The sequence below is a fragment of the Rathayibacter sp. AY1B8 genome (assembly GCF_002932775.1).
Taxonomy (GTDB): domain Bacteria; phylum Actinomycetota; class Actinomycetes; order Actinomycetales; family Microbacteriaceae; genus Rathayibacter.
Genome location: NZ_PSWJ01000012.1, coordinates 1 through 20,146, shown reverse-complemented (window position 1 = coordinate 20,146; position 20,146 = coordinate 1). Strand labels below are relative to the sequence as shown.

The following is a 20,146-nucleotide window of genomic DNA, read 5'->3' as shown; positions in this document are numbered from 1 at the left end:
CCGAACCGCACCACTCCACCGAAGGAGCACCATGCCCCCCACCACCACACCCGCGCGGCGAGCGCCGCTGCGCGCAGCGCTCGCCGCGCTCGGCCTCGGAGCAGTGCTGCTCTCGGGCCTCGTCGCCCCGGCTCCGGCCGCGCAGGCGGCCGATGCCGTGATCCCGCAGCAGGGCCTCCTCGCCGACTACCGGTTCACGCAGACCACCGGCAGCACGGTCCCGAACACCGTGAGCGGAGGCGTGGGAGCCGCCACCGTCCGCAACGCGACCGACGCGCTCTGGACCGGCACGTCGCTCCGCCTCACCGGCGGCCCCAAGAGCAGCACCACCGCCCCCTGGGTGCAGCTGCCCGCGAACCTGCTGACCGGTCGCTCGTCGGCCACCGTCACGATCGAGACCCGCGCCGACGCGTCGATGCTCTCGAACTTCCACTTCCTGTGGAACATCGGCAGCGACAGCACGAACCAGTACTGGTTCGCGTCCGTCCGCGACCGGGTGCGCACCGCGATCACGACCAGCGGAGGGAACGGCGAGAACAACGCCCGCAGCGCCTCCGCCCTGACCGCCGACCGCTGGTACAGCCTCACCTCGGTGATCGACGGCAGCGCCGGCACGATCTCGTTCTTCGTCGACGGCGTCCAGGTCGCCTCGGCGCCCACCGCTCTGCGCCCCTCGTCGGTGGCGGACCAGTCGCTGAACACGATCGGCCGAGCACCGTACCCCGACCCGTTCTACACGGGCGAGGTCTCGGCGTTCCGCGTCTACGACCGCGCGCTCACCGGGGCGGAGGTGGTGGCCGTGTCGAGCGTCGACGCGAAGCCTCACGCCTCCACGTTCTCCCCGATCGCCGCCGCCGTGCTGGCCGGGGTCGCCCCGCTCACCGTCGACGACTCGACCACGAACCTGCCCGACTACGGGGGAGCGGTGACCTGGTCCTCCAGCGACCCGACCCTGCGCGTCTCGGCCGACGGCCGCACCCTCAGCGCCGACCGCCCCGCCGTGGGCCAGGCCGCGCGCGCCTCGACGCTCACCGCGACGGCGTCGATCCGCGGAATCGTGCAGACCCGCTCGATCGCCGTGACGGTCGAGCCGCAGGTCGGCGTCGACACCCCCTACGGCTACATGATGGTCCACTTCGTCGAGGACTCCCAGGGCTACGCCGAGAAGATCTACCTCGACGTCTCCCGCGGCGACGACCCGGAGAAGTGGGACCCGCTCAACGGCGCGAAGCCGATCCTGGCCTCCGACCTCGGCACCACCGGTGTCCGCGACCCGTACCTGACCTACAACCCCGACACGAAGAAGTACTACATCATCGCCACGGACCTCCGCGTCTTCGGCGGCGACCGGGGCCCCAGCACCTGCGACACCTGGTGCTACTGGACCACCAAGGGCAGCACGAAGATGAACGTCTGGGAGTCGAGCGACCTCGTGTCGTGGAGCGACGTCCGCCAGTTCGACGTGGCGCTCGACGCCGCGGGGACGAAGAAGCTCGAGGCCGGCATGATGTGGGCTCCCGAGGCCACGTGGGTGCCGGACTACGCGGGACCCGGCAAGGGCGCGTTCGTCGTCTACTGGTCCTCGACGGTCTACCCGACCGCGGCGCACACGCCGGGCACCGGATCCTCCCGCGTGCTCTGGGGAGCGACCACGGACTTCACGCAGGCCACCTACTCGTACGGCGGCACCTTCATCGACACCGGGGCCGACACGATCGACACCACGCTGATCCAGGACTCCGGCACGACCTACCGGATCTCGAAGGACAACGGCACCGGCAAGGGCATCTACATGGAGTCGACCACCTCGGCGACCTGGTGGCTGCCGACGACCTCGTGGACGCAGATCCAGTCGCGCATCGGCGCGGTGTGGTCCGGCGGCAACCCCGGTGGGGTCGAGGGCCCCGCGGTGTTCAAGGACCACGGCGAGGACACCTGGTACCTGTACGTCGACGTGATCCCCGCGACCGGCTACAAGCCGATGGTGACGAACGACCTCGACACGGGCTGGACCCAGCTCACCGACCCGGGCTTCTCGCTCGCCTCGTCGACCAAGCACGGCGGCATCGTCTCGCTGACCGCGGGGCAGTACGCCGAGGTCCGCTCGGCCGACGCCGCCTCCGCGGTCCGCTCGGACCTCGGCGAGGTGACGGTCGCCTCCGGCACCGACGCCGCGGCGGCTCTGCCCGCCCGCGCCGACGTCGTGCTCGCCTACAACCGGGGCACCGCCTCGCAGCCGGTCACCTGGAACACCTCCGCGGTGGCGACGGCGCCCGGCCGCTACTCCGTCACCGGAGTCGTCCGCACGATCGGTGCGAACGACAACCAGTGGGTGGGCGCGAACGGATCGACGGCCTACAACGCCGCCGACCGTCGGCTCTCGAGCTCCACGGCCGTCACGGTCACCGCGACCGTGGTGGTGACGGCACCGACCTCGACGCTCACCGCGTCCACCCGCTGCGTCGCGGGCAAGGTCGTCCTCACCGGAGTGGTGAAGAACACGGGCACGACGCCCCTCTCGGTCGTCATCCGCTCGCCGTTCGGCGCCTCGCAGACGCTGACCGCCGCCCCCGGCGCCAGCGCCTCGGCCGCCTTCACCACCCGTCAGGCCTCGGTCCCGGCCGCCTCGCTCACCGCGGGCGCCCTGACCGCGGCCTACCCGGCGCGCACCTGCTGACGCACGCGCGCCGCTGACGCCGAGACGGCCCGCCCCGCCGAGACACCGCCCCACTGCGGTGCCTCGGCCGGGAGCGGGCCGTCTCGGCGTCGAGCGCCTCGGAGCTCCGCGGCGGCCGCCCCACATCCCGGCACGGCAGGCTGTACGGATGAGCGCGCCTGGAACCACCGACCCCCTCGACCACGTCCGCGTGCGCGGCGCCCGCGAGAACAACCTCCGGAGCATCGACGTCGACGTGCCGCGCGACGCCCTCGTCGCCTTCACGGGGGTCTCCGGATCGGGCAAGAGCTCGCTCGCCTTCGGCACGCTCTACGCGGAGGCGCAGCGCCGCTACTTCGAGTCGGTCGCCCCCTACGCGCGGCGGCTGATCGACCAGGTCGGCGTGCCGGACGTCGACTCGATCGAGGGCCTGCCGCCGGCCGTCGCCCTCCCACAGCGGCGCTCCGGAGGCTCGGCCCGCTCCACGGTCGGCAGTGCGACGACGCTCTCGAGCGTGGTGCGGATGGTGTTCTCGCGCATCGGCGCCTACCCCGAGGGCGCGCCGATGCTGCTCGCGGAGGACTTCTCGGCCAACACCGTGCAGGGCGCGTGCCCCAGCTGCCACGGCATCGGCCGGGTCTACGACGTCCCCGACGAGCTGATGGTGCCGGACGACTCCCTCTCGATCCGCGACGGGGCGCTCGCCGCCTGGCCGACCGCCTGGCACGGCAAGCAACTGCGCGACAGCCTGATCTCGCTCGGACACGACATCGACGCTCCGTGGCGCGACCTGCCCGCGGAGGACCGCGACTGGATCCTGCACACTCCTGACTCCCCGCAGGTTCCCGTGTGGACCGACCGCTCTCCCGCGGAGGTGCGCGCGTCCGTGGCCGCCGGGGACGAGCCGCGCTACATGAGCACGTTCCTCGGGGTGCGCCGCTACGTGCTCGACACCTTCGCCGGCTCGAAGAGCGCCCGGATGCGCGAGCGCGCGGCCTCGTTCGTCGTCAGCGTCGCCTGCCCGGTGTGCGGCGGCCGGAGGCTGAAGCCCGACGCGCTCGCGGTCACCTTCGAGGGGCTCGACATCACCGAGCTGTCGGCGCTCCCGCTCGAGGAGCTGGTCGTCGTCGCGCGGCGCGTGCTGGAGCCCGGCTGGACCCCGGCCGACGGCGCTCCGCAGACCCGCCTGGCCGCGCAGCGGCTGGTCGAGGACCTCGTCGCCCGCCTCGCGCCGATCGTCGACCTGGGCCTCGGCCACCTCTCGCTCGACCGCTCCACGCCGACGCTCTCCTCGGGGGAGCTCCAGCGGATGCGCCTCGCGACGCAGGTGCTCTCGCGCCTCTTCGGCGTCGTCTTCGTGCTCGACGAGCCGTCTACGGGCCTGCACCCCGCCGACACGGAGGCGCTGCTCGGCATCCTGCGGACCCTGCGCGCGACCGGCAACACCGTCTTCTTCGTCGAGCACTCCCTCGACGTCATCCGCGAGGCCGACTGGATCGTCGACATCGGCCCGGGCGCGGGGTCGGGGGGCGGCACCGTCGTCTACTCCGGCCCGCTCGACGGCCTGCCGGGCGCCCGCGGCTCCGTCACCCGCCGCTACCTCTTCCCCGAGGGCGACCCGGCGCCGCTGCGCTCCCGCCGCACCGCGGAGCAGTGGATCGAGCTCGCCGGAGTCTCGCGGCACACCCTCGACGACCTCTCCGTCGCGTTCCCGGTCGGGGTGCTCACCGCGGTCACCGGTGTCTCCGGATCGGGCAAGTCGACGCTCGTGAACCAGGCCCTGCCCGATCTGCTGCGCGCCTCGCTCCGCGCCGACGTCGCCGAGGACGCGCCGGCCGAGGAGGGCGGGGAGGCGGACCCGCTGCTCGACGCGGCCGCGGCGGCGACCCGCGGCACCGCCTCCGGGCCCGCGGACCGCCTGCGCCGGGTGGTGCAGGTGACCCAGACCCCGATCGGCCGGACCTCGCGCTCGAACGTCGCGACCTACACGGGTCTGTTCGACCGGGTGCGGACGCTCTTCGCGGCCACCCCGGAGGCGAAGCGCCGCCGCTTCTCGGCGAGCCGCTTCTCCTTCAACCTGCCCAGCGGGCGCTGCCCCGTCTGCAAGGGCGAGGGCTCCGTGGAGGTGGAGCTGCTGTTCCTCCCGACCGTCGAGGCGCCCTGCACGGCGTGCGGCGGCGCCCGGTACAACGACGAGACCCTCGAGGTCACCCTCGGCGGCCGGACGATCGCCGACGTCCTCGCGCTGAGCGTCGCCGACGCGCGCGAGGCCTTCGCCGAGGACCGCGAGGTCGCCCGCCACCTCGACGCTCTGGTGGACGTGGGGCTCGGCTACGTCTCGCTCGGCCAGCCGGCGCCCGAGCTGTCCGGGGGAGAGGCGCAGCGGGTGAAGCTCGCCTCGGAGCTGCGTCGCGCCCAGCGCGGGGACACGCTCTACCTGCTCGACGAGCCGACGTCGGGCCTGCACCCCGCCGACGCCGACCGCCTGCTCGAGCACCTGCAGCACCTCGTCGACGCGGGCAACACGGTGATCGTCGTCGAGCACGACATGCGCGTCGTCGCCGACGCGGACTGGGTCGTGGACCTCGGCCCGGGGGCGGGCCGGGCCGGCGGCTCGGTGGTCGCGACGGGCACTCCGGAGGAGGTCGCCGAGGCCGCGGGCAGCCGCACCGCTCCGTACCTCCGGGCGGCTCTGGACCGGCGCCGCTGAGCGCTCGAGGACCCTGTCAGTCCTCTCACCGAAACCTCACCGAAAACTATTGTTAACGGTAACATTCGAGGCGGCCCGCCCCCCTGGGCCGGATTTCTCAACGACGAGAGGCCTCACGAATGAGACGACGACTCCCCCTGGCCACCGTGGCGGTGATGGCGCTGACGGCGGGTCTCCTGTCGGTCGGCCCCACGGCCCAGGCCGCCCCCACCACCTCGCTCGACGCCGCGAAGGTGCTCGAGCTCCCGTTCGACGGGTCGCTCGCCGACACCAGCGGTCGTGGTACCGCCCTCGGGATGCAGAAGGGCACCGCCTCCTACGGCACCGGCCTGAACGGCCGGGCGTTCGAGTTCACCGGATCGAACGCGATCTCGCTCGGCACTGCGGCGGCGCTGCAGCCCGCCGACCTCACCGTCTCGTTCTGGTACAAGCCGACCAGCGCGATGACCGGTGAGCAGGTCTTCACCTGGAACAAGACCACCTACAACTCCGACGGCTGGTACCTCACCTCCGAGGGCGACGGCACTCCGCTCGCCCTCTCGATCGGCCCGTCCGGCGGTCAGCCGTACAAGGTCGCCGTCGAGACCGCCCGCTCCGGCTTCTTCCCCGCGGGGGAGTGGACGCACGTGGTCGCCACGTACGACAAGAGCACCAAGGCCGTCGCCTTCTACCGCAACGGGGTGAAGCAGACCGCCGTCGTCAAGACCGCGCCGTCCTCCTCCGCATCCGGCGTCCTCGGCTCCGAGAGCACCTCGACGAAGACCCTCGGCTTCAACGGCCCCCAGTACAACGGCGCGCACCTGCGCGGCCTGCTCGACGACTACGCGCTCTACAACGGCGTCGCGACCACCACCGACGTCGTCGCCCTGACGAAGGCCGGCAACCCCTCCTTCGACCCCGCGAGCATCGCCCGGGCCGACCTCGAGCTGGTCGCCCCGCCCGCGAGCACCAGCACCGGCTTCACCCTGCCCACCGTCGGCGCGAAGGGGTCCGCCCTCAGCTGGACCTCCTCCGACCCGGCGACCGTCGCGATCAGCGGAGGCACGGCCGCGGTCACGCCGCCCACCGGCTCCGCGACGCAGGTCGTCCTCACCGGCTCCGCCACCTACGGGGGCAGCACCGCGGTCACGAAGACCTACACTCTCCAGGTGCAGCCCCGGGGAGTGAAGACGTCGAACTACCTTCTGGAGGCCGGCCTGTCCGACGTCTCCGTGCAGGACCCCTACCTCGAGAACGGGGAGCAGCAGACCGTCGAGTACCTGCTGAGCCTCGACCCCGAGATGTTCCTCTACTCCTTCTACCGCGAGGCCGGGCTCACGCCGACCACCAGCGGCGGATACGGGGGTTGGGAGCGCGAGAACGGCACCCGGTTCCAGGGCCACTTCTTCGGCCACTACCTCTCGGCGCTCTCGCAGGCCTACGCGACCGAGGAAGACGCGGCCACCAAGGCGGCACTGCTCGCGAAGCTCACCGCTTCCGTCGACGGTCTGAAGAAGGTCCAGGACGCCTACGCGCTCAAGGACCCCGCGAACGCCGGCTACGTCTCGCCGTTCCCGACCCGCTACCTCCCCTCGGGCGGCGACGGCCTGCTCGTCCCCTTCTACAACCTGCACAAGGTGCTCGCAGGCCTCCTCGACGCCCACGACCAGGCGCCCGACGCCGTCTCGCAGAAGGCGCTCACCGTCGCCGGCGGCTTCGGCAGCTGGATCACCGCCTGGGCGGGCCGCCAGGCCAACCCCGGGCAGCTCCTGAACACGGAGTACGGCGGAATGAACGAGGCGCTCTACCGCCTGTACGAGACCACGCACGACCCGGCGCACAAGCGCGCGGCCGAGTACTTCGACGAGACCGCGCTGTTCCAGAAGCTCGCGAACAACGAGGACGTCCTCAACGGGCTGCACGCGAACACGACCGTCCCGAAGCTGATCGGCGCGCTGAAGCGCTACCGCGTCTTCACCGACGACCCGGCGCTCTACGCCACGCTCACCGCCGCGGAGAAGTCGGATCTCGACATGTACCGCCGTGCCGCCGAGAACTTCTGGCGCATGGTCGACGAGACCCACACCTACGCCAACGGCGGCAACAGCCAGTCCGAGCACTTCCACGCACCCGGCACCCTGTACGAGTACGCCACGAACGGCCAGACCACCGGCTACGGCGAGAACTCGACCTCCGAGGGCTGCAACATCTACAACATGCTCAAGCTCACCCGGGCGCTGTTCCAGGTGACCGAGGACGTGAAGTACGCCGACTTCTACGAGGAGACGTTCATCAACGGCGTCCTCTCGGTGCAGAACCCGGACACCGGCATGGTGACCTACTTCCAGCCGCAGACCGCGGGCTACGCCAAGGTCTTCGGGCACGAGCTCGACGAGTTCTGGTGCGACCACGGCTCGGGTATCGAGAGCTTCACCAAGCTCGGCGACTCGATCTACTTCGAGAAGCCGAAGACCGTCTTCGTGAACCAGTTCCGCTCCTCGGTCCTCCGCTCCTCCGCGAACAACCTCCGGCTGACCCAGACCGCGGACATCCCGAGCACGGACACGGCGACCCTGAGGGTCGAAGCGCTGGCCGGAGGAGCCGTGGCCGCGGACACGACCCTCAAGCTGCGCGTGCCGTCCTGGATCGACGGAGCGCCGACGCTCACCGTGAACGGTGCCGTCCGTGCCGTCACGGCCCAGGCCGGATACGTCTCGGTCGCCGTCGCCGCCGGTGACGTGCTGACCTGGAAGCTGCCCGCCGCGGTCAGCGCGGTCGCGGACACGGAGAACCCCGACTGGACCGCGTTCCGCTACGGACCGGTGCTGCTGGCGACCGAGCTCAACCGCTCGAACGTCGAGGCGTCCTACGTCGCCGGCGTCCTGGTGCGCATGGGCACGGCCGACAAGTCCGTGAACTCGAACGTCGTCGTCGCGGACTCCGCGGCCTGGAAGTCCGCGGTCCGCGGCAACCTGGTCCGCCTGCCCGACGGCGCGGACGGCAACGGCCGCACGACGATGCGCTTCGGCATGAAGAACGTCGACGCCGCGTCCGCCGCCCGGGTGTTCACTCCGTACTACAGCCTCTACAACGCCCGCTACGCGACCTACATGACCCTGATCGAGCCCGACTCGGCCGCGGCCCAGGAGCTGATCCGGACGCAGAAGGAGCAGCTGCGCGTCGACGAGACGACGATCGACTCCCTCACCTCCTTCGACAACAACAACAGCGAGGCCGACAAGAACTACAAGACCGCGCGGTCCTCAGTGGGGACCTGGCGCGGCGAGGGGTACCGCGACGGCGAGCGCTCGGCGGAGGCGTACTTCCAGTACGACATGATCGTCGACCCGGCTCTGCCGGCGAACTACCTCGGGGTCCGCTACTACGGCGGCGACGCGGGACGCACCTTCGACGTCTACCTCAACGACGTGAAGCTCAAGACCGAGGTGGTCTCGGGAGCGGCCGGAGCGACGAGCTGGTACGTCCAGTACGACCGGATCCCGGCGTCGATCCTCAGCGGTCTCGCCGCGAAGGACAGCTACAAGCGCGACCAGAGCGGGAAGTACGTGCTCGACGCGAAGGGGCAGAAGATCCCCGTCGTCACGGTGCGCTTCCAGGGCACCGGATCCAGCTACGTCGGCGGTGTCTTCGGGGTCTACACGACCGAGTCGACCACCTACGCTGCGGACCCGGAGCTGACGAAGCTCTCCTCCGACGTCGGGACGCTCTCGCCGGCTCTCGCCGCCGGGGTCAGGGACCACACGCTCACGGTGCCGGCCGGCACGACGAGCGTCTCGCTCGACCTGGACCCGGCCGTGCCCAGCGGTCTGGTGAAGGTCGACGGCGTGCTGATCGACGACACCCTCCGCCGCACGGTGCCGCTCGCGGCGTCGGGCACGACGAGCGTGGTCGTCGAGTCGTCGGCGCAGGACCACACGACGACAGCGACCTACCGCCTCTCCATCGTCCGCGCCTCCGCGGCGACGGTACCGACGACCGTGGCGGCCACCAGCCGCTGCGTGGCGGGCAAGGTCGTGGTGACGGTCTCCGCTCGGAACGACGCGAAGGTCCCGGCGGCGATCACCATCGCGTCCTCCTGGGGCTCGAAGTCGTTCACCGGGATCGCTCCGGGGTCGAGCGCGTCCCACGCCTTCACCACCCGCGCCGCCTCGGTGGCCGCGGGCTCGGCGACGGTGACCGCGACGGCCACCCTGGACGGAGCCGCGGTGACGACCACGAAGCAGGCCGCGTACTCCGCTCTCACCTGCAAGTGACGTGACGACGACGGCCGTCGGGGCTCGCCCCCGGCGGCCGTCGTCGTCAGTCGGAGGCGCGGTAGAGGCCCTGGAGCAGCCCGATGACGTCGCCCAGGAGGGGCGGCGGGTCGCTCCGGATCCACGCGGCGTGCACGGGGACCGGCGGGGCGTCGCGGACGACCCGGTAGGCGAGGCCCTGCCGTCGGTACTGGCTCACCGTCGATTCCGCGGTCACTCCGCGGGCGGAGCCGCTGCTGATCACCGTGAGCCAGTCGTCGACGTCGGTCGTCGGGACGGTGATCCGCGGCCGGTCGTGCTCGGGCCAGAGGTCGAGCCGGGTGCTCCCGGTCCGGTCGTCGAGCGCGAGCGGAGCGGTCGCCACCTGGGCGAGCGTGACCGTGCGCTTCGCGGCGAGCGGGTCGTCGACGGACAGGGCGCAGTAGCGCTTCTCGGTGCCGATCAGAGCCGACTCGACGTCCGCAGCCGGAGATCCGCGCCGGAGGATCGCGAGGTCGCTGAGGCCCTCCGCGAGCCCCGCGGTGGGGGTGTTGGAGCGGATCAGCCGCAGCTCGTGGCGGGGGAGCGCCGCGGCCCAGCGGCGCTGGAACTCCTGGGTGTGCTCGCCGAGAGCCGACCAGGCGTAGCCGATCCGGATCGTGTCCGTTCCGGCCGCCGCCTCCTCGCGCAGATCGTCGACGACGGCCAGGACGCGGCGGGCGTGCCGAAGCACCCGCTCGCCCGCCGGCGCGAGCTCGACGCTGCGGGTCGTCCGGTGGAGGAGCCTTCGTCCGAGGACGGACTCGAGCGCCGCGACGTTGCGGGAGACCGCCGTCTGGGAGATGCCGAGGTCGATCCCCGCGTCGGTGAAGGTCCCGGCGTCCACGACGCCGACGAACGACCGGAGGTGGCGCAGTTCCAGATCCATGACCGCATCCTATTCATGCGGTTCCCGCATCGATCGGACCGGTGATGCATTGTGAGCCGGGGCCGGACGGCTCGCAGACTTCCGGCATGACGAAGCAGCTCCCCGGCGACGGACGGACCGTCGGCGTCGCGACCGCCCTCGCGAGCGCCCTCTCGAATCAGCTCGGGGCGGCCTCCGGGACTCTGGCCTTCCCGGTCCTGGGATCCGTCGGAGTGGTCGCCGTCCGGCAGATCGTCGCCGCGCTGATCCTCCTTCCGGTCGTGCGGCCGCGGATCCGCGACCTGACCCGCGCGCAGTGGTGGCCCGTCCTGCTCCTCGCCGTGGTGTTCGGAGCGATGAACCTCACGCTCTACGCGGCCATCGACCGCATCGGGCTGGGGCTGGCGGTGACCCTGGAGTTCTGCGGGCCGCTGGCGGTCGCGCTCCTCGGCTCCCGGAGCAGGACCAGCGCGCTCTGCGCCCTCGTCGCCGGAGCGGGCGTCCTCGCGATCGTCGGGCCGAGGCCTTCGTCCGACCAGCTGGGGATCGCGCTCGGTCTCGCGGCCGCGTGCTGCTGGGCCGCGTACATCCTGCTCAACCGGATCATCGGACTCCGGCTGCCCGGAGCGCAGGGGACCGCCACGGCGACCGGGATCTCCGCCGCCGTCTTCCTGCCCGTCGCCGTCTGGACGCTCGTCTCGACGCGCCCCGACGCGGGCACCGTGCTCCTGGCGGTCGGCGCCGGCGTCCTGGCGACGGCCGTCCCGTTCGTGGCCGACGTGATCGCGCTCCGGAGGCTCCCGGCGAGCGTGTTCGGGACGCTCATGAGCGCCAACCCCGTCCTGGCCGCCCTCATCGGCGCGGTCGTGCTCGGGCAGGACGTCGGCGCGGCCGGATGGATCGGGATCGCCCTCATCGTCACCGCGAACGCGGCGGTCCTCCGGCGGGGGCGTCGCGCGCGGTGAGGCCCGGCGGCGGGCCGAGCGAGAGGTGATCCCGTCGAGATGCCGACGCTGTGCGTTACCTGTTCGTTATGAAAAAGGCGCCTACACGACCAAACCAGGGACACCCTGGGAAACGGCAGGTCGCGGGAGAAAACTCTCCTCCATGAACCAGACAGCGGCACCCGTGCGCGAGCATCGAGCTCTCTACTTCCTGCTCGCCGCCCTCGCGGGCATCGTCACGGGCGGAGTCCTCCTCGCCGTCGCCGAGCTCATCGCCCTCGCGGTCGCCCGCACCGCGAGCCCCGTGCTCGCGCTCGGCGCCTTCATCGTCGACATCGTCCCGCGCCCGCTCAAGGAGTTCGCGATCAAGACGTTCGGCGAGAACGACAAGACCTTCCTGCTCGGCAGCGTGGGCGCCGCGGTCGTCGTCGCCGCCGCGATCGCCGGAGTGCTCCAGCTGGTCCGCCCGCCGCTCGGCCAGGTGCTGCTCGTGATCGCCGGCGGCCTCTCGATCGCCGCCATCGTGACCCGCACCGGAGCGTCGCCGCTCGCTGCGGTGCCCACGCTGGTCGGACTCGTCGTCGCCGTCGTCGTCATGCACCTCCTCTTCACGCGCCTGCGCGGCTGGCGTGCGGCCCGGGCCTCGGAGGCCAGGGGAACATCCTCCGAGGCCCGTCCGGGCGCCCTCGAGCGCCGCGGCTTCTTCCGCATCGCGCTGATCTCCGCCGTCGGCGCGGCAGTCGTCGGCACCGGTGCCCGCCTGGTCAACGCGGCGACCTCCTCCCTCGCCGGTGTCCGCGACGCCCTGCGCCTGCCGTCCCCGCGCAGCACCGTCTCGGTCCCCGCGGGCGCCGAGCTCGACATCGAGGGCATCACCCCGCTCTACACGCCGAACGCCGACTTCTACCGCGTCGACACCGCCCTCACCGTGCCCAACCTGGACCCGTCGGCCTGGTCGCTGAAGATCACCGGCATGGTCGACCGCGAGGTGACGCTGAACCTCCAGCAGATCTTCGACATGGGCCTCGACGAGTACGGCATCACCCTCACCTGCGTCTCGAACCAGGTCGGCGGCAACCTCGTCGGCAACGCCAAATGGCTCGGCGTCCCCCTGCGCGACGTGCTGAAGATGGCCGGCGTGCAGAGCGGAGCCGACATGCTCCTCTCGACCAGCAGCGACGGCTACACGGCGTCCACCCCGATCACCGCGGTCACGGACGAGAACCTCGACGCGATCCTCGCCGTCGGCATGAACGGCGAGCCCCTCCCGTTCGAGCACGGCTTCCCGGTGCGGATGATCGTGCCCGGCCTCTACGGCTACGTCTCGGCCACCAAGTGGCTCACCGAGCTCAAGGTCACCACCTTCGAGGCCGACCAGGCCTACTGGACCCCGCGCGGCTACTCCGCCGAGGCCCCCATCAAGATGTCCTCGCGGATCGACACCCCGCGGATCGGCGTCCCCGTCACCTCGGGCGCTCTCAAGATCGCGGGCGTCGCCTGGGCGCAGAGCATCGGCATCGAGAAGGTCGAGGTGAGCATCGACAACGGCGACTGGCAGGAGGCGACGCTCTCGACCCCGGTCAACCTCGACACCTGGGTGCAGTGGTTCGTCGACTGGGACGCCCAGCCCGGCTCGCACTACGTCGCGGTCCGCGCGGTCGACAAGAACGGCATGGTCCAGATCGAGGACCGCGCACCGGTCGCGCCCGACGGCTCCTCCGGCTGGCAGCGCACGCTCATCAACGTCACCTGACGCCCCGTGGAGGCGCCGATCCCCGTGGGTCGGCGCCTCCGGCGCGTCCGGCGTCCGTCGCGACGACGCCCCCGCAGTGCGGACGGCCCTGACGCGACGTCGCCTCCGCGGCAGGCACCGCGGCACGTCCCGGCCCGGCGCGCAAGCCTCCGCGGCGGCGCGGCCCGCGAGGAGGCGCCGCTCTAGCCTTCGAGGATGCGCTCCCGGCTCCTCCACCTCCGCGAATCCTTCTGGTTCCTCCCGGCCCTGTTCGGCGTCCTCGCCGTCGGGCTGGCGCTGGGGCTGGTCGAGGTCGACCACCTGCTGGTCCGCGCCGGCGTCAGCGACATCCCCCTGATCGAGGACCTGTCGCCGACCGGCGGCCGGGCGATCCTCTCGGCGATCGGCGGGACGATGCTCGGCGTCGCTGCGACCTCGTTCTCGATCACGATCTCGGTGCTGGCGACCACGTCCTCCGCCTACGGGCCCCGGCTGGTCCGCAACTTCATGGCCGACCGCGGCAACCAGGTCGTCCTGGCGGTGCTCACGTCCACGTTCCTCTACTCGCTGATCGTGCTGCGCGCGGTGCACACGGAGGAGGACGCGTCGCTGACGTTCGTGCCGGTGGTGGCCGTCTCGTTCTCGGTGCTGCTCGCGGTGGGCGACGTCGCGGTGCTCGTCTACTTCATCCACCACATCGCGCTGTCGGTGCAGGTGACGACGCTGCAGCAGCGGGTGCTCGGCGAGCTCGTCGACGTGATCGAGCGACTGCATCCGGAGGACGGTGAGGAGCCGGTGGACGCGGAGGAGGCCCTGCTCGCGGAGGAGGCCCTGCCGCCGGCGGGGCGCGAGCCGGTCGTGCTGTGTGCGGTGCGCGGGGGCTACGTCGAGCAGCTCGAGGTCGAGCGGCTGGTCGCCCTGGCCCGCCGCGGCGACGCGCGGATCCGGGTGCTCGCGCTGCCCGGCGACCACGTCCTCGTCGGAGACCCGGTGCTCGAGGTGCTGGAGGGGGCCGTCGCCCAGGAGGAGGCGGTCGCCGCGGTCGTCGTCGCCGACGCGCGCACCCCGCACCAGGACCTCCGGTACGCCGTCCAGCAGGTGGTCGAGATCGGAGTCCGCGGGCTCGCGACCGGCACGAACGACCCGTACACCGCGGTCGGCGCCGTCGAGGCCCTGACCAGCGCGCTCGTCGACCTCTGCGGCCGGCCGGAGGCGCGCGGCCGCTACTCCGACGCCGACGGAGTCGTCCGCCTGGTCGTCCCGTGGCCTCGGGCGGGCGAGCTGCTGGCCGACGTGTTCCTCGCGCTGCGCTCGTACGCGATGGAGCAGCCGCTCGTCGTCCGCGCCGGCGTGCGCCTCGCCGAGCGGCTCGCGGTCGTCGCCCGCGGCGGGACCCGCGTCGAGCTGCACGGCCAGGTCCAGGCGTTCGCCGCCGCGCACGCCGCCGCCGACGGCGACGCCCTCGAGGCGCCGGCCCTGCGCGCGTCGCTCGCCGCGCTCGAGGCGCGCCTCGCGGCCTGACGCTCGGCCTGCCCGGCGCTCCGGGAAGCCACGCCGCCCGTGGAGTGCTCGAATCGATTCGAGTAGGCTCGGCACATGACAGAGAACACCACTGAGCTGCGCGTGGGGGTCGTCGGCCTCGGCTTCGCCGGCACCACCCACCTCGACGCCTTCCAGTCCCTGCCCGGCTCCCGCGTCGTCGCGCTCGCCGGCCAGGAGGAGGCGCGCCTGCACGAACTCGGCGCGACCCGCGGCGTCCCCGACCTCTACGCCGACTGGGAGGACCTCGTCGCCCGCGACGACCTCGACGTCGTCTCCATCGGCGTCCCGAACCACCTGCACCACCCGATCGCCGTGGCCGCGCTCGCGAGCGGCAAGCACGTCTTCTGCGAGAAGCCGCTCGCCACCGCCGCCGAGCTGGCGGCCGAGATGGTCGAGGCCGCCCGCACGAACGACCGGGTGCTCGAGATCGCGTACAACCACCGCCGCCGCGCCGACGTCGCCTTCCTCCGCGACTACCTCGACGACGCACCGCTCGGCGACGTCTACCACGCCCGCGCGAGCTGGCAGCGGCGCACCGGCATCCCCGGCATCGGCTCCTGGTTCACCAGCAAGGAGCTCGCCGGCGGCGGCCCGCTGATCGACCTCGGCTCCCACGTGCTCGACATCGCGCTGCACCTGCTCGACGAGCCGCGCGTGACCAGCGTCTCGGCGGTCGCGTACGGCGAGATCGGCCGCTCCGGCCGCGGAGGGCGCCCGCACGGCGTCGCCGCCACCGGCACGCACGCGTTCGAGGTGGAGGACTTCTCGAGCGCCCTGCTGCGCCTCGACAACGGCCGCTCGCTCCAGCTCGACGCCTCCTGGGCCAGCTACTCGAAGGTCGACGAGGACATCGAGGTCGAGCTGCTCGGCTCGGCCGGGGGCGCGCGCCTCCACATCGCCGACTACGCCACGGAGGGGACTCTGACGCTCTACTCCGAGGTCGCCGGAGCGCCGACCGTCTCGCACCCCGACGTGAAGGTCCCCGCCGGACACCACCGCTCCGTCATCGCCGAGTTCCTGGAGGCCATCGCCTCGGGAGCCGACGCGCCCGCGGGCGGCCCCCGCTACTCCGGCCACTACGGCGAGTACGCGCTGCACCGCAGCCGGGTGGTCGACGCGATCTACCGCTCCGCCGCCGAGAAGCAGGAGGTGGCGGTCGCATGAGCGCCCCGATCGAGGTCCTCGTCTGGAACGAGTTCCGCCACGAGACCCGTGGCGACGAGACCGTGCTGCGCCACTACCCGGACGGCATCCACCGCGTCATCGCGGACGGGCTCGCGGAGTCGCTCGGCGACGCCGTCTCGGTCCGCACCGCGACGCTCCCCGAGCCCGAGCACGGGCTCACCGAGGAGGCGCTCGCGACGACGGACGTGCTGCTGTGGTGGGGGCACATCGCGCACGAGGAGGTGTCGGACGAGGTCGTCCAGCGGGTCCTGCGGCACGTGCAGGAGGGGATGGGGATCCTGGTCCTGCACTCGGGCCACTACTCGTCGATCTTCAAGGCGCTCATGGGCACGACCTGCTCGCTGAAGTGGCGCAACGACCGCGACCGCGAGCTCGTCTGGACGATCGCGCCCACGCATCCGATCGCCGAGGGCGTGCCCAGCCCGCTGATCATCCCCGAGCAGGAGATGTACGGCGAGTACTTCGACATCCCGGTGCCGGAGGAGACGGTGTTCCTGTCGACGTTCACCGGCGGCGAGGTGTTCCGCTCCGGCGTGACCTACACCCGCGGCCTCGGGAAGGTCTTCTACTTCTCGCCCGGCGACCAGGACTACCCCGTCTACCACCACCCGGACATCCGGCGCGTGCTGGCGAACGCCGTCCGCTGGGCCCGCCCGACCCGCCCGCGCACGTCCCTCACGGCCGACCACCACCCCCGGGGCTGGTTCGAGTCCTGACGCGGTCCCCTCCCTCTCCGCGGGATGCCGCTCCGGTACGCGACACGCCGTGCCGGGCGTACCGACGTGGCGTCTCGCGGGGAGGTACTGGGGGGATGCAGCAGACGGAGGGGCGCGAGCCGGACGAGGTGCGCCGGTACGGGGAGGCGCCGGAGCAGATCGCGGACGTCTTCCGCGGGGCGCCCGGCGGGGCGCGCCGGCCGGTCGTGCTCGTGCACGGCGGATTCTGGCGCGCGCGGTGGGACCGGCGGCACGCCCGGCCGCTCGCGGCGGCGCTGGCCGACCGCGGGCACGACGTGCTCCTCCCCGAGTACCGGCGCACGGGCGACCCGGGAGGCGGCTGGCCGGGCACCGGCGACGACGTCCTGGCCGTGCTCGCGGCGCTCCCGGCGCTGCTGCCCGGCGCCGGACCGGTCACCCTCGTCGGCCACTCCGCCGGCGGCCACCTCGCCGTCTGGTCGCAGGCCGCCCGTCCGTCGCCGCACGTCGCCGCTGTGGTGGCGCTGGCGGGCGTGCTCGACCTGGCCGCCGCCTCCGCCGACCGCCTCAGCGACGACGCCGTGGGGGAGCTCCTCGGCGGCGACCTCGCGCTGCTCCCGGGCGCCGATCCCGCGCAGCTGCCCGCGCCGCCGCAGCCGACCACGCTGATCCACGGCGTACTCGACGAGGACGTCCCCGTCGCCTACAGCCGCCGATACGCCGGCCGGCACCCCGCCGTGCAACTGCACGAGCTCGCCGACGCCGACCACATGGCGCTCGTCGATCCGACGACGGCAGCCTTCGCGATCCTCCTCGCCGCGCTCGGCTGACGCGCGCCGGGAGCGGGACTGCGACGCTCCGCCCGCCGAGGCGCGACGGGAACAGGCCCCCTACAGGACCGGCGGGTACAGGAAGAGCGGGACCTGCGCGGTGGGGAAGGTGCGGGTGACGTAGCTGTGCTTGCCGCCGTAGTTGTACTCCTCGAGGAGCACGGTGCCGTCGTCGTTGACCTTCTGCACGTACGAGACGTGGTTGTAGGTCCACCACGCGACGCAGCCGACGATCGGGACGCTGCTGGTCGCCCAGCCCTTCGCGGCCCAGTTGTCCGGCCACTCGTAGGCGCTGCCGCCGAGCGGGGTGATGTTCCCCCACGTGTACTTCCACGGCGCGGAGGTGCGGCCGGCGTCGCGGTTGAGGCGCCAGGCCACGAAGTCGACGCACTCGCGGTAGTAGTAGCCGAGGGGCGAGAGTCCGCCGCCGTCGTCGTCGATGGTCTCGTAGGGCCACGGGTAGTCGTCGCCGACCGCGCGGGTCTGCACGGTCGAGAACTCGCCGCCGTTGGATCCGGAGAGCACGGCCGCCTGGCGGCTGGCCTCGTCGAGCTGCGCCTGGGTCGGTGCGGCGAAGGCGTCGCGGACGGCGGTCTGGCCGGCGGCGTCGGAGGAGACGGTGAGGTTCTGGAGGCCGACCCGGTTCGCGGCGGCGCGGCCGGTCGCGGTGGCGGAGGAGCTGCGGGCGCCGTACGCGGGGATCGCGGCCGTGGCGAAGAGGCCGCCGACCACCGAGAACGTCCCGAAGGCCAGGGCGCGGCGGCTGAGGCCACGGGCCCGGGCGGATTCGGCGACGCGGGGAGCGACGGGGCGGGAGGCGGACGCGCGACGCAGAGAGGCCGGGATCGACCGGGAGGCGGGGGAGGCGACGGCGGGGACCTCGACCGACACGGTCGGAGCGGGCGCCACGGCCGATGCGGCGTCGACGATGAAGTCCGCGGAGTCGTCAGCGCCTGCGGAAGCGGCGGAGTCGTCCGATCCGCTGCCCTCGACCGCGGCACCGGCGGTCGCCGCGCCCGTCTCCGCCTCGGCCCGGGCCGCACGGCGCTCGGCCTCGCGGGCCTCGCGCCGGGTCGGGGGTGCAGTGGTCGGGGTGCCGGCACTCTCCTCAGGGGTGGGAATGCCTGGCTTCGACACGCGTGCGTTCTCCTCGGATGACGGTGGTGACGGGGGGTCGGGGGCCGGTGGGGATCCGGCGACGAGCCACTCTAGCCCGAGGCCCGCGCATGACGGAACGATCACGACGGATCCGGCACGGATGCTCCGACCGCTCGCGCCCGTGCGGTGCCAGGATGGGGCGCAACCGGGAAGGAGCTCCTCATGACCGCACCCACCCCCACCGGGCCCGTCCTCGTCGGCATCGTCGACGGCCAGCGACCCGAGGTCCTGCGCACCGCCGCCCGCGTCGCCGCCGACGCCGGAGCCGCCCTGCTGCTCGTGTCGGTCTCGGCCGATCCGTACCTCGTCGGCGAGTACGTCGATCCGATGACCGGCGGCATCCCGCTCGGCTTCGTCGGCGCCGCGGCCGACCGCGGCGAGGGCCCGTCCCTCCCGCCCGGGCTCCGCGAGACGGTCGAGCACGAGCTGGACGGCAGCACCGTGCAGTGGTCGCTGCGCGCGGCGCGGGGCGAGCCCGCCCTGGCGCTCGCCGAGGTCGCCGAGGAGGTCGACGCGCGGATGATCGTGGTCGGCACCCGCGACGCGGGCGTGCTCGCGAGCATCGCCGAGTTCCTCAGCGGGAGCGTCGCCGCCCACCTCGCGCACCGCCAGCACCGCCCCGTGCTCGTCGTCCCGCGCGCCGACCGCGACCCGTCGCGCCCGGCGCCCTGGGACCTCGCGGAGTGACGCGACCCCTCCACCTGCGCCCCTCCGCGATCCTCCTGGTCGCGGCGGGCGGAGCCGTCGGCACGGCGATTCGCGCCGCGATCGGCGCCGCACTGCCTCCGCTGGGCGTCGTGCCGGTCGCGACGCTCGCCGTGAACCTGCCGGGCGCGTTCCTCCTGGGCCTCCTGCTCGAGGCGCTGGCGCGGCGCGGGCCGGACGAGGGCGGGCGCCGCACCCTGCGCCTCCTGCTCGGCACCGGCGTGCTGGGCGGATTCACGACCTACAGCACCTTCTCGCTCGACACGGTCGCGCTGCTCGAGGGCGGCCACGTCGTGGAGTACCTGCTCTACACCGGCGGCACGCTCGTGCTGGGCGTGCTCGCCGCGGCGCTGGGCATCGCTGTCGCGGGGCGGCGGCGGAGGGCGGCGGCGTGACGCCCGGCCTGCTGCTCGCGGTCGCTCTCGCGGGCGGAGTCGGAGCGGCCGCACGGCTCGTCGTCGACGGGGTCGCGCGGTCGCTCGTGCCGGCGCGCTGGCCGGTCGGCACCGCGCTGATCAACGTGAGCGGGTCGCTGCTGCTCGGAGTCGTCACCGGGCTCGTGCTGGCCGGCGTCCTCGACCCGGTGTGGCGGGCCGTGCTCGGGACGGGCGTGCTCGGCGGCTTCACGACGTTCAGCACGGCGAGCGTCGAGACCGCGCGGCTCTTGCTCGACCGCCGCTGGGCGGCCGGCCTGGGGTACGGCGTCGGCACGGCGGCGCTCGCCGTCGCGGCGGCCGCCGCGGGCCTCGCCCTGACGGGCGTCCGGCTGTCCTGAGCGGCGTGGCGGGCGCTCCGGAGCGGCGTGCGGCTCCGCTCCTCACCGCCCTTCCCGGAGCCCACCCCACGCCCC

General features: G+C 72.9%; 14 protein-coding genes. 12 read left to right on the top strand and 2 right to left on the bottom strand.

Translation table 11 applies throughout. The features are described from left to right. Positions 1–31: 31 nt before the first annotated feature. The 3 genes from C5C63_RS08990 to C5C63_RS08980 all read left to right on the top strand — a co-directional run bounded on the left by C5C63_RS08990 (position 32) and on the right by C5C63_RS08980 (position 9,619). Complete coding sequence (locus tag C5C63_RS08990) at positions 32–2,677, top strand: LamG-like jellyroll fold domain-containing protein (protein WP_104257749.1); 2,646 nt, start codon at positions 32–34, stop codon at positions 2,675–2,677. A 148-nt stretch (positions 2,678–2,825) separates the two neighbouring features. Further along, positions 2,826–5,366, top strand: coding sequence for an excinuclease ABC subunit UvrA (locus C5C63_RS08985; RefSeq protein WP_104325897.1), 2,541 nt, complete (start codon positions 2,826–2,828; stop codon positions 5,364–5,366). Between the two features lie 119 nt (positions 5,367–5,485). Further along, positions 5,486–9,619 carry a beta-L-arabinofuranosidase domain-containing protein gene (locus C5C63_RS08980; protein ID WP_104325896.1) on the top strand — a complete coding sequence of 1,378 codons (4,134 nt, stop codon included), beginning with the start codon at positions 5,486–5,488 and terminating at the stop codon, positions 9,617–9,619. A 46-nt stretch (positions 9,620–9,665) separates the two neighbouring features. Here C5C63_RS08980 and C5C63_RS08975 read toward each other — a convergent pair whose 3' ends face one another. Further along, positions 9,666–10,526: a LysR family transcriptional regulator gene (locus tag C5C63_RS08975; protein WP_104325895.1), complete on the bottom strand. Its 861-nt coding sequence runs from the start codon at positions 10,524–10,526 to the stop codon at positions 9,666–9,668. A gap of 86 nt (positions 10,527–10,612) precedes the next feature. On the opposite strand from C5C63_RS08975, the gene C5C63_RS08970 reads away from it, so the two are divergent. The 6 genes from C5C63_RS08970 (at position 10,613) to C5C63_RS08945 (ending at position 17,433) form a co-directional block, all read left to right on the top strand. Then, positions 10,613–11,470 (top strand): DMT family transporter, encoded by an 858-nt coding sequence (locus C5C63_RS08970; RefSeq protein ID WP_104325894.1) that lies wholly within the window; start codon positions 10,613–10,615, stop codon positions 11,468–11,470. A gap of 142 nt (positions 11,471–11,612) precedes the next feature. Beyond that, positions 11,613–13,202, top strand: coding sequence for a molybdopterin-dependent oxidoreductase (locus tag C5C63_RS08965; protein ID WP_104325893.1), 1,590 nt, complete (start codon positions 11,613–11,615; stop codon positions 13,200–13,202). Positions 13,203–13,397: 195 nt separating this feature from the next. Further along, positions 13,398–14,702, top strand: a complete 1,305-nt coding sequence (locus C5C63_RS08960) for a DUF2254 domain-containing protein (protein WP_104325892.1) — start codon at positions 13,398–13,400, stop codon at positions 14,700–14,702. 75 nt (positions 14,703–14,777) lie between these two features. After that, on the top strand, positions 14,778–15,887 hold the full coding sequence (locus C5C63_RS08955; RefSeq protein ID WP_104325891.1) for a Gfo/Idh/MocA family protein: 1,110 nt from the start codon (positions 14,778–14,780) through the stop codon (positions 15,885–15,887). Beyond that, positions 15,884–16,624 carry a ThuA domain-containing protein gene (locus C5C63_RS08950; protein ID WP_104257753.1) on the top strand — a complete coding sequence of 247 codons (741 nt, stop codon included), beginning with the start codon at positions 15,884–15,886 and terminating at the stop codon, positions 16,622–16,624. Before C5C63_RS08955 ends, C5C63_RS08950 begins: the two co-directional genes overlap by 4 nt. 95 nt (positions 16,625–16,719) lie before the next feature. Continuing rightward, positions 16,720–17,433 carry an alpha/beta hydrolase gene (locus C5C63_RS08945; RefSeq protein ID WP_104325890.1) on the top strand — a complete coding sequence of 238 codons (714 nt, stop codon included), beginning with the start codon at positions 16,720–16,722 and terminating at the stop codon, positions 17,431–17,433. 60 nt (positions 17,434–17,493) lie between these two features. Here the strand turns inward: C5C63_RS08945 and C5C63_RS08940 are convergent, their stop codons facing one another. After that, positions 17,494–18,570, bottom strand: coding sequence for a CHAP domain-containing protein (locus tag C5C63_RS08940; RefSeq protein WP_181110586.1), 1,077 nt, complete (start codon positions 18,568–18,570; stop codon positions 17,494–17,496). Between the two features lie 183 nt (positions 18,571–18,753). On the opposite strand from C5C63_RS08940, the gene C5C63_RS08935 reads away from it, so the two are divergent. The 3 genes from C5C63_RS08935 to C5C63_RS08925 are packed head-to-tail and all read left to right on the top strand — an operon-like array spanning position 18,754 to position 20,071. Then, positions 18,754–19,278: a universal stress protein gene (locus tag C5C63_RS08935; RefSeq protein WP_104239244.1), complete on the top strand. Its 525-nt coding sequence runs from the start codon at positions 18,754–18,756 to the stop codon at positions 19,276–19,278. Next, a complete protein-coding gene (locus tag C5C63_RS08930; protein WP_104325888.1) occupies positions 19,275–19,691 on the top strand; it encodes a CrcB family protein in 417 nt (138 codons plus the stop codon). Before C5C63_RS08935 ends, C5C63_RS08930 begins: the two co-directional genes overlap by 4 nt. Beyond that, the gene (locus C5C63_RS08925; protein WP_104226584.1) at positions 19,688–20,071 is read left to right on the top strand and encodes a CrcB family protein; all 384 of its coding nucleotides are present in this window, start codon (positions 19,688–19,690) and stop codon (positions 20,069–20,071) included. Before C5C63_RS08930 ends, C5C63_RS08925 begins: the two co-directional genes overlap by 4 nt. Positions 20,072–20,146 lie beyond the last annotated feature (75 nt).

Excerpts from the sequence above, each read along its gene's own strand:
- C5C63_RS08990 (WP_104257749.1), top strand. The coding sequence starts at position 32 with ATGCCCCCCACCACCACACCCGCGCGGCGAGCGCCGCTGCGCGCAGCG.
- C5C63_RS08985 (WP_104325897.1), top strand. The coding sequence starts at position 2,826 with ATGAGCGCGCCTGGAACCACCGACCCCCTCGACCACGTCCGCGTGCGC.
- C5C63_RS08980 (WP_104325896.1), top strand. The coding sequence starts at position 5,486 with ATGAGACGACGACTCCCCCTGGCCACCGTGGCGGTGATGGCGCTGACG.
- C5C63_RS08975 (WP_104325895.1), bottom strand. The coding sequence starts at position 10,526 with ATGGATCTGGAACTGCGCCACCTCCGGTCGTTCGTCGGCGTCGTGGAC.
- C5C63_RS08970 (WP_104325894.1), top strand. The coding sequence starts at position 10,613 with ATGACGAAGCAGCTCCCCGGCGACGGACGGACCGTCGGCGTCGCGACC.
- C5C63_RS08965 (WP_104325893.1), top strand. The coding sequence starts at position 11,613 with ATGAACCAGACAGCGGCACCCGTGCGCGAGCATCGAGCTCTCTACTTC.
- C5C63_RS08960 (WP_104325892.1), top strand. The coding sequence starts at position 13,398 with ATGCGCTCCCGGCTCCTCCACCTCCGCGAATCCTTCTGGTTCCTCCCG.
- C5C63_RS08955 (WP_104325891.1), top strand. The coding sequence starts at position 14,778 with ATGACAGAGAACACCACTGAGCTGCGCGTGGGGGTCGTCGGCCTCGGC.
- C5C63_RS08950 (WP_104257753.1), top strand. The coding sequence starts at position 15,884 with ATGAGCGCCCCGATCGAGGTCCTCGTCTGGAACGAGTTCCGCCACGAG.
- C5C63_RS08945 (WP_104325890.1), top strand. The coding sequence starts at position 16,720 with ATGCAGCAGACGGAGGGGCGCGAGCCGGACGAGGTGCGCCGGTACGGG.
- C5C63_RS08935 (WP_104239244.1), top strand. The coding sequence starts at position 18,754 with ATGACCGCACCCACCCCCACCGGGCCCGTCCTCGTCGGCATCGTCGAC.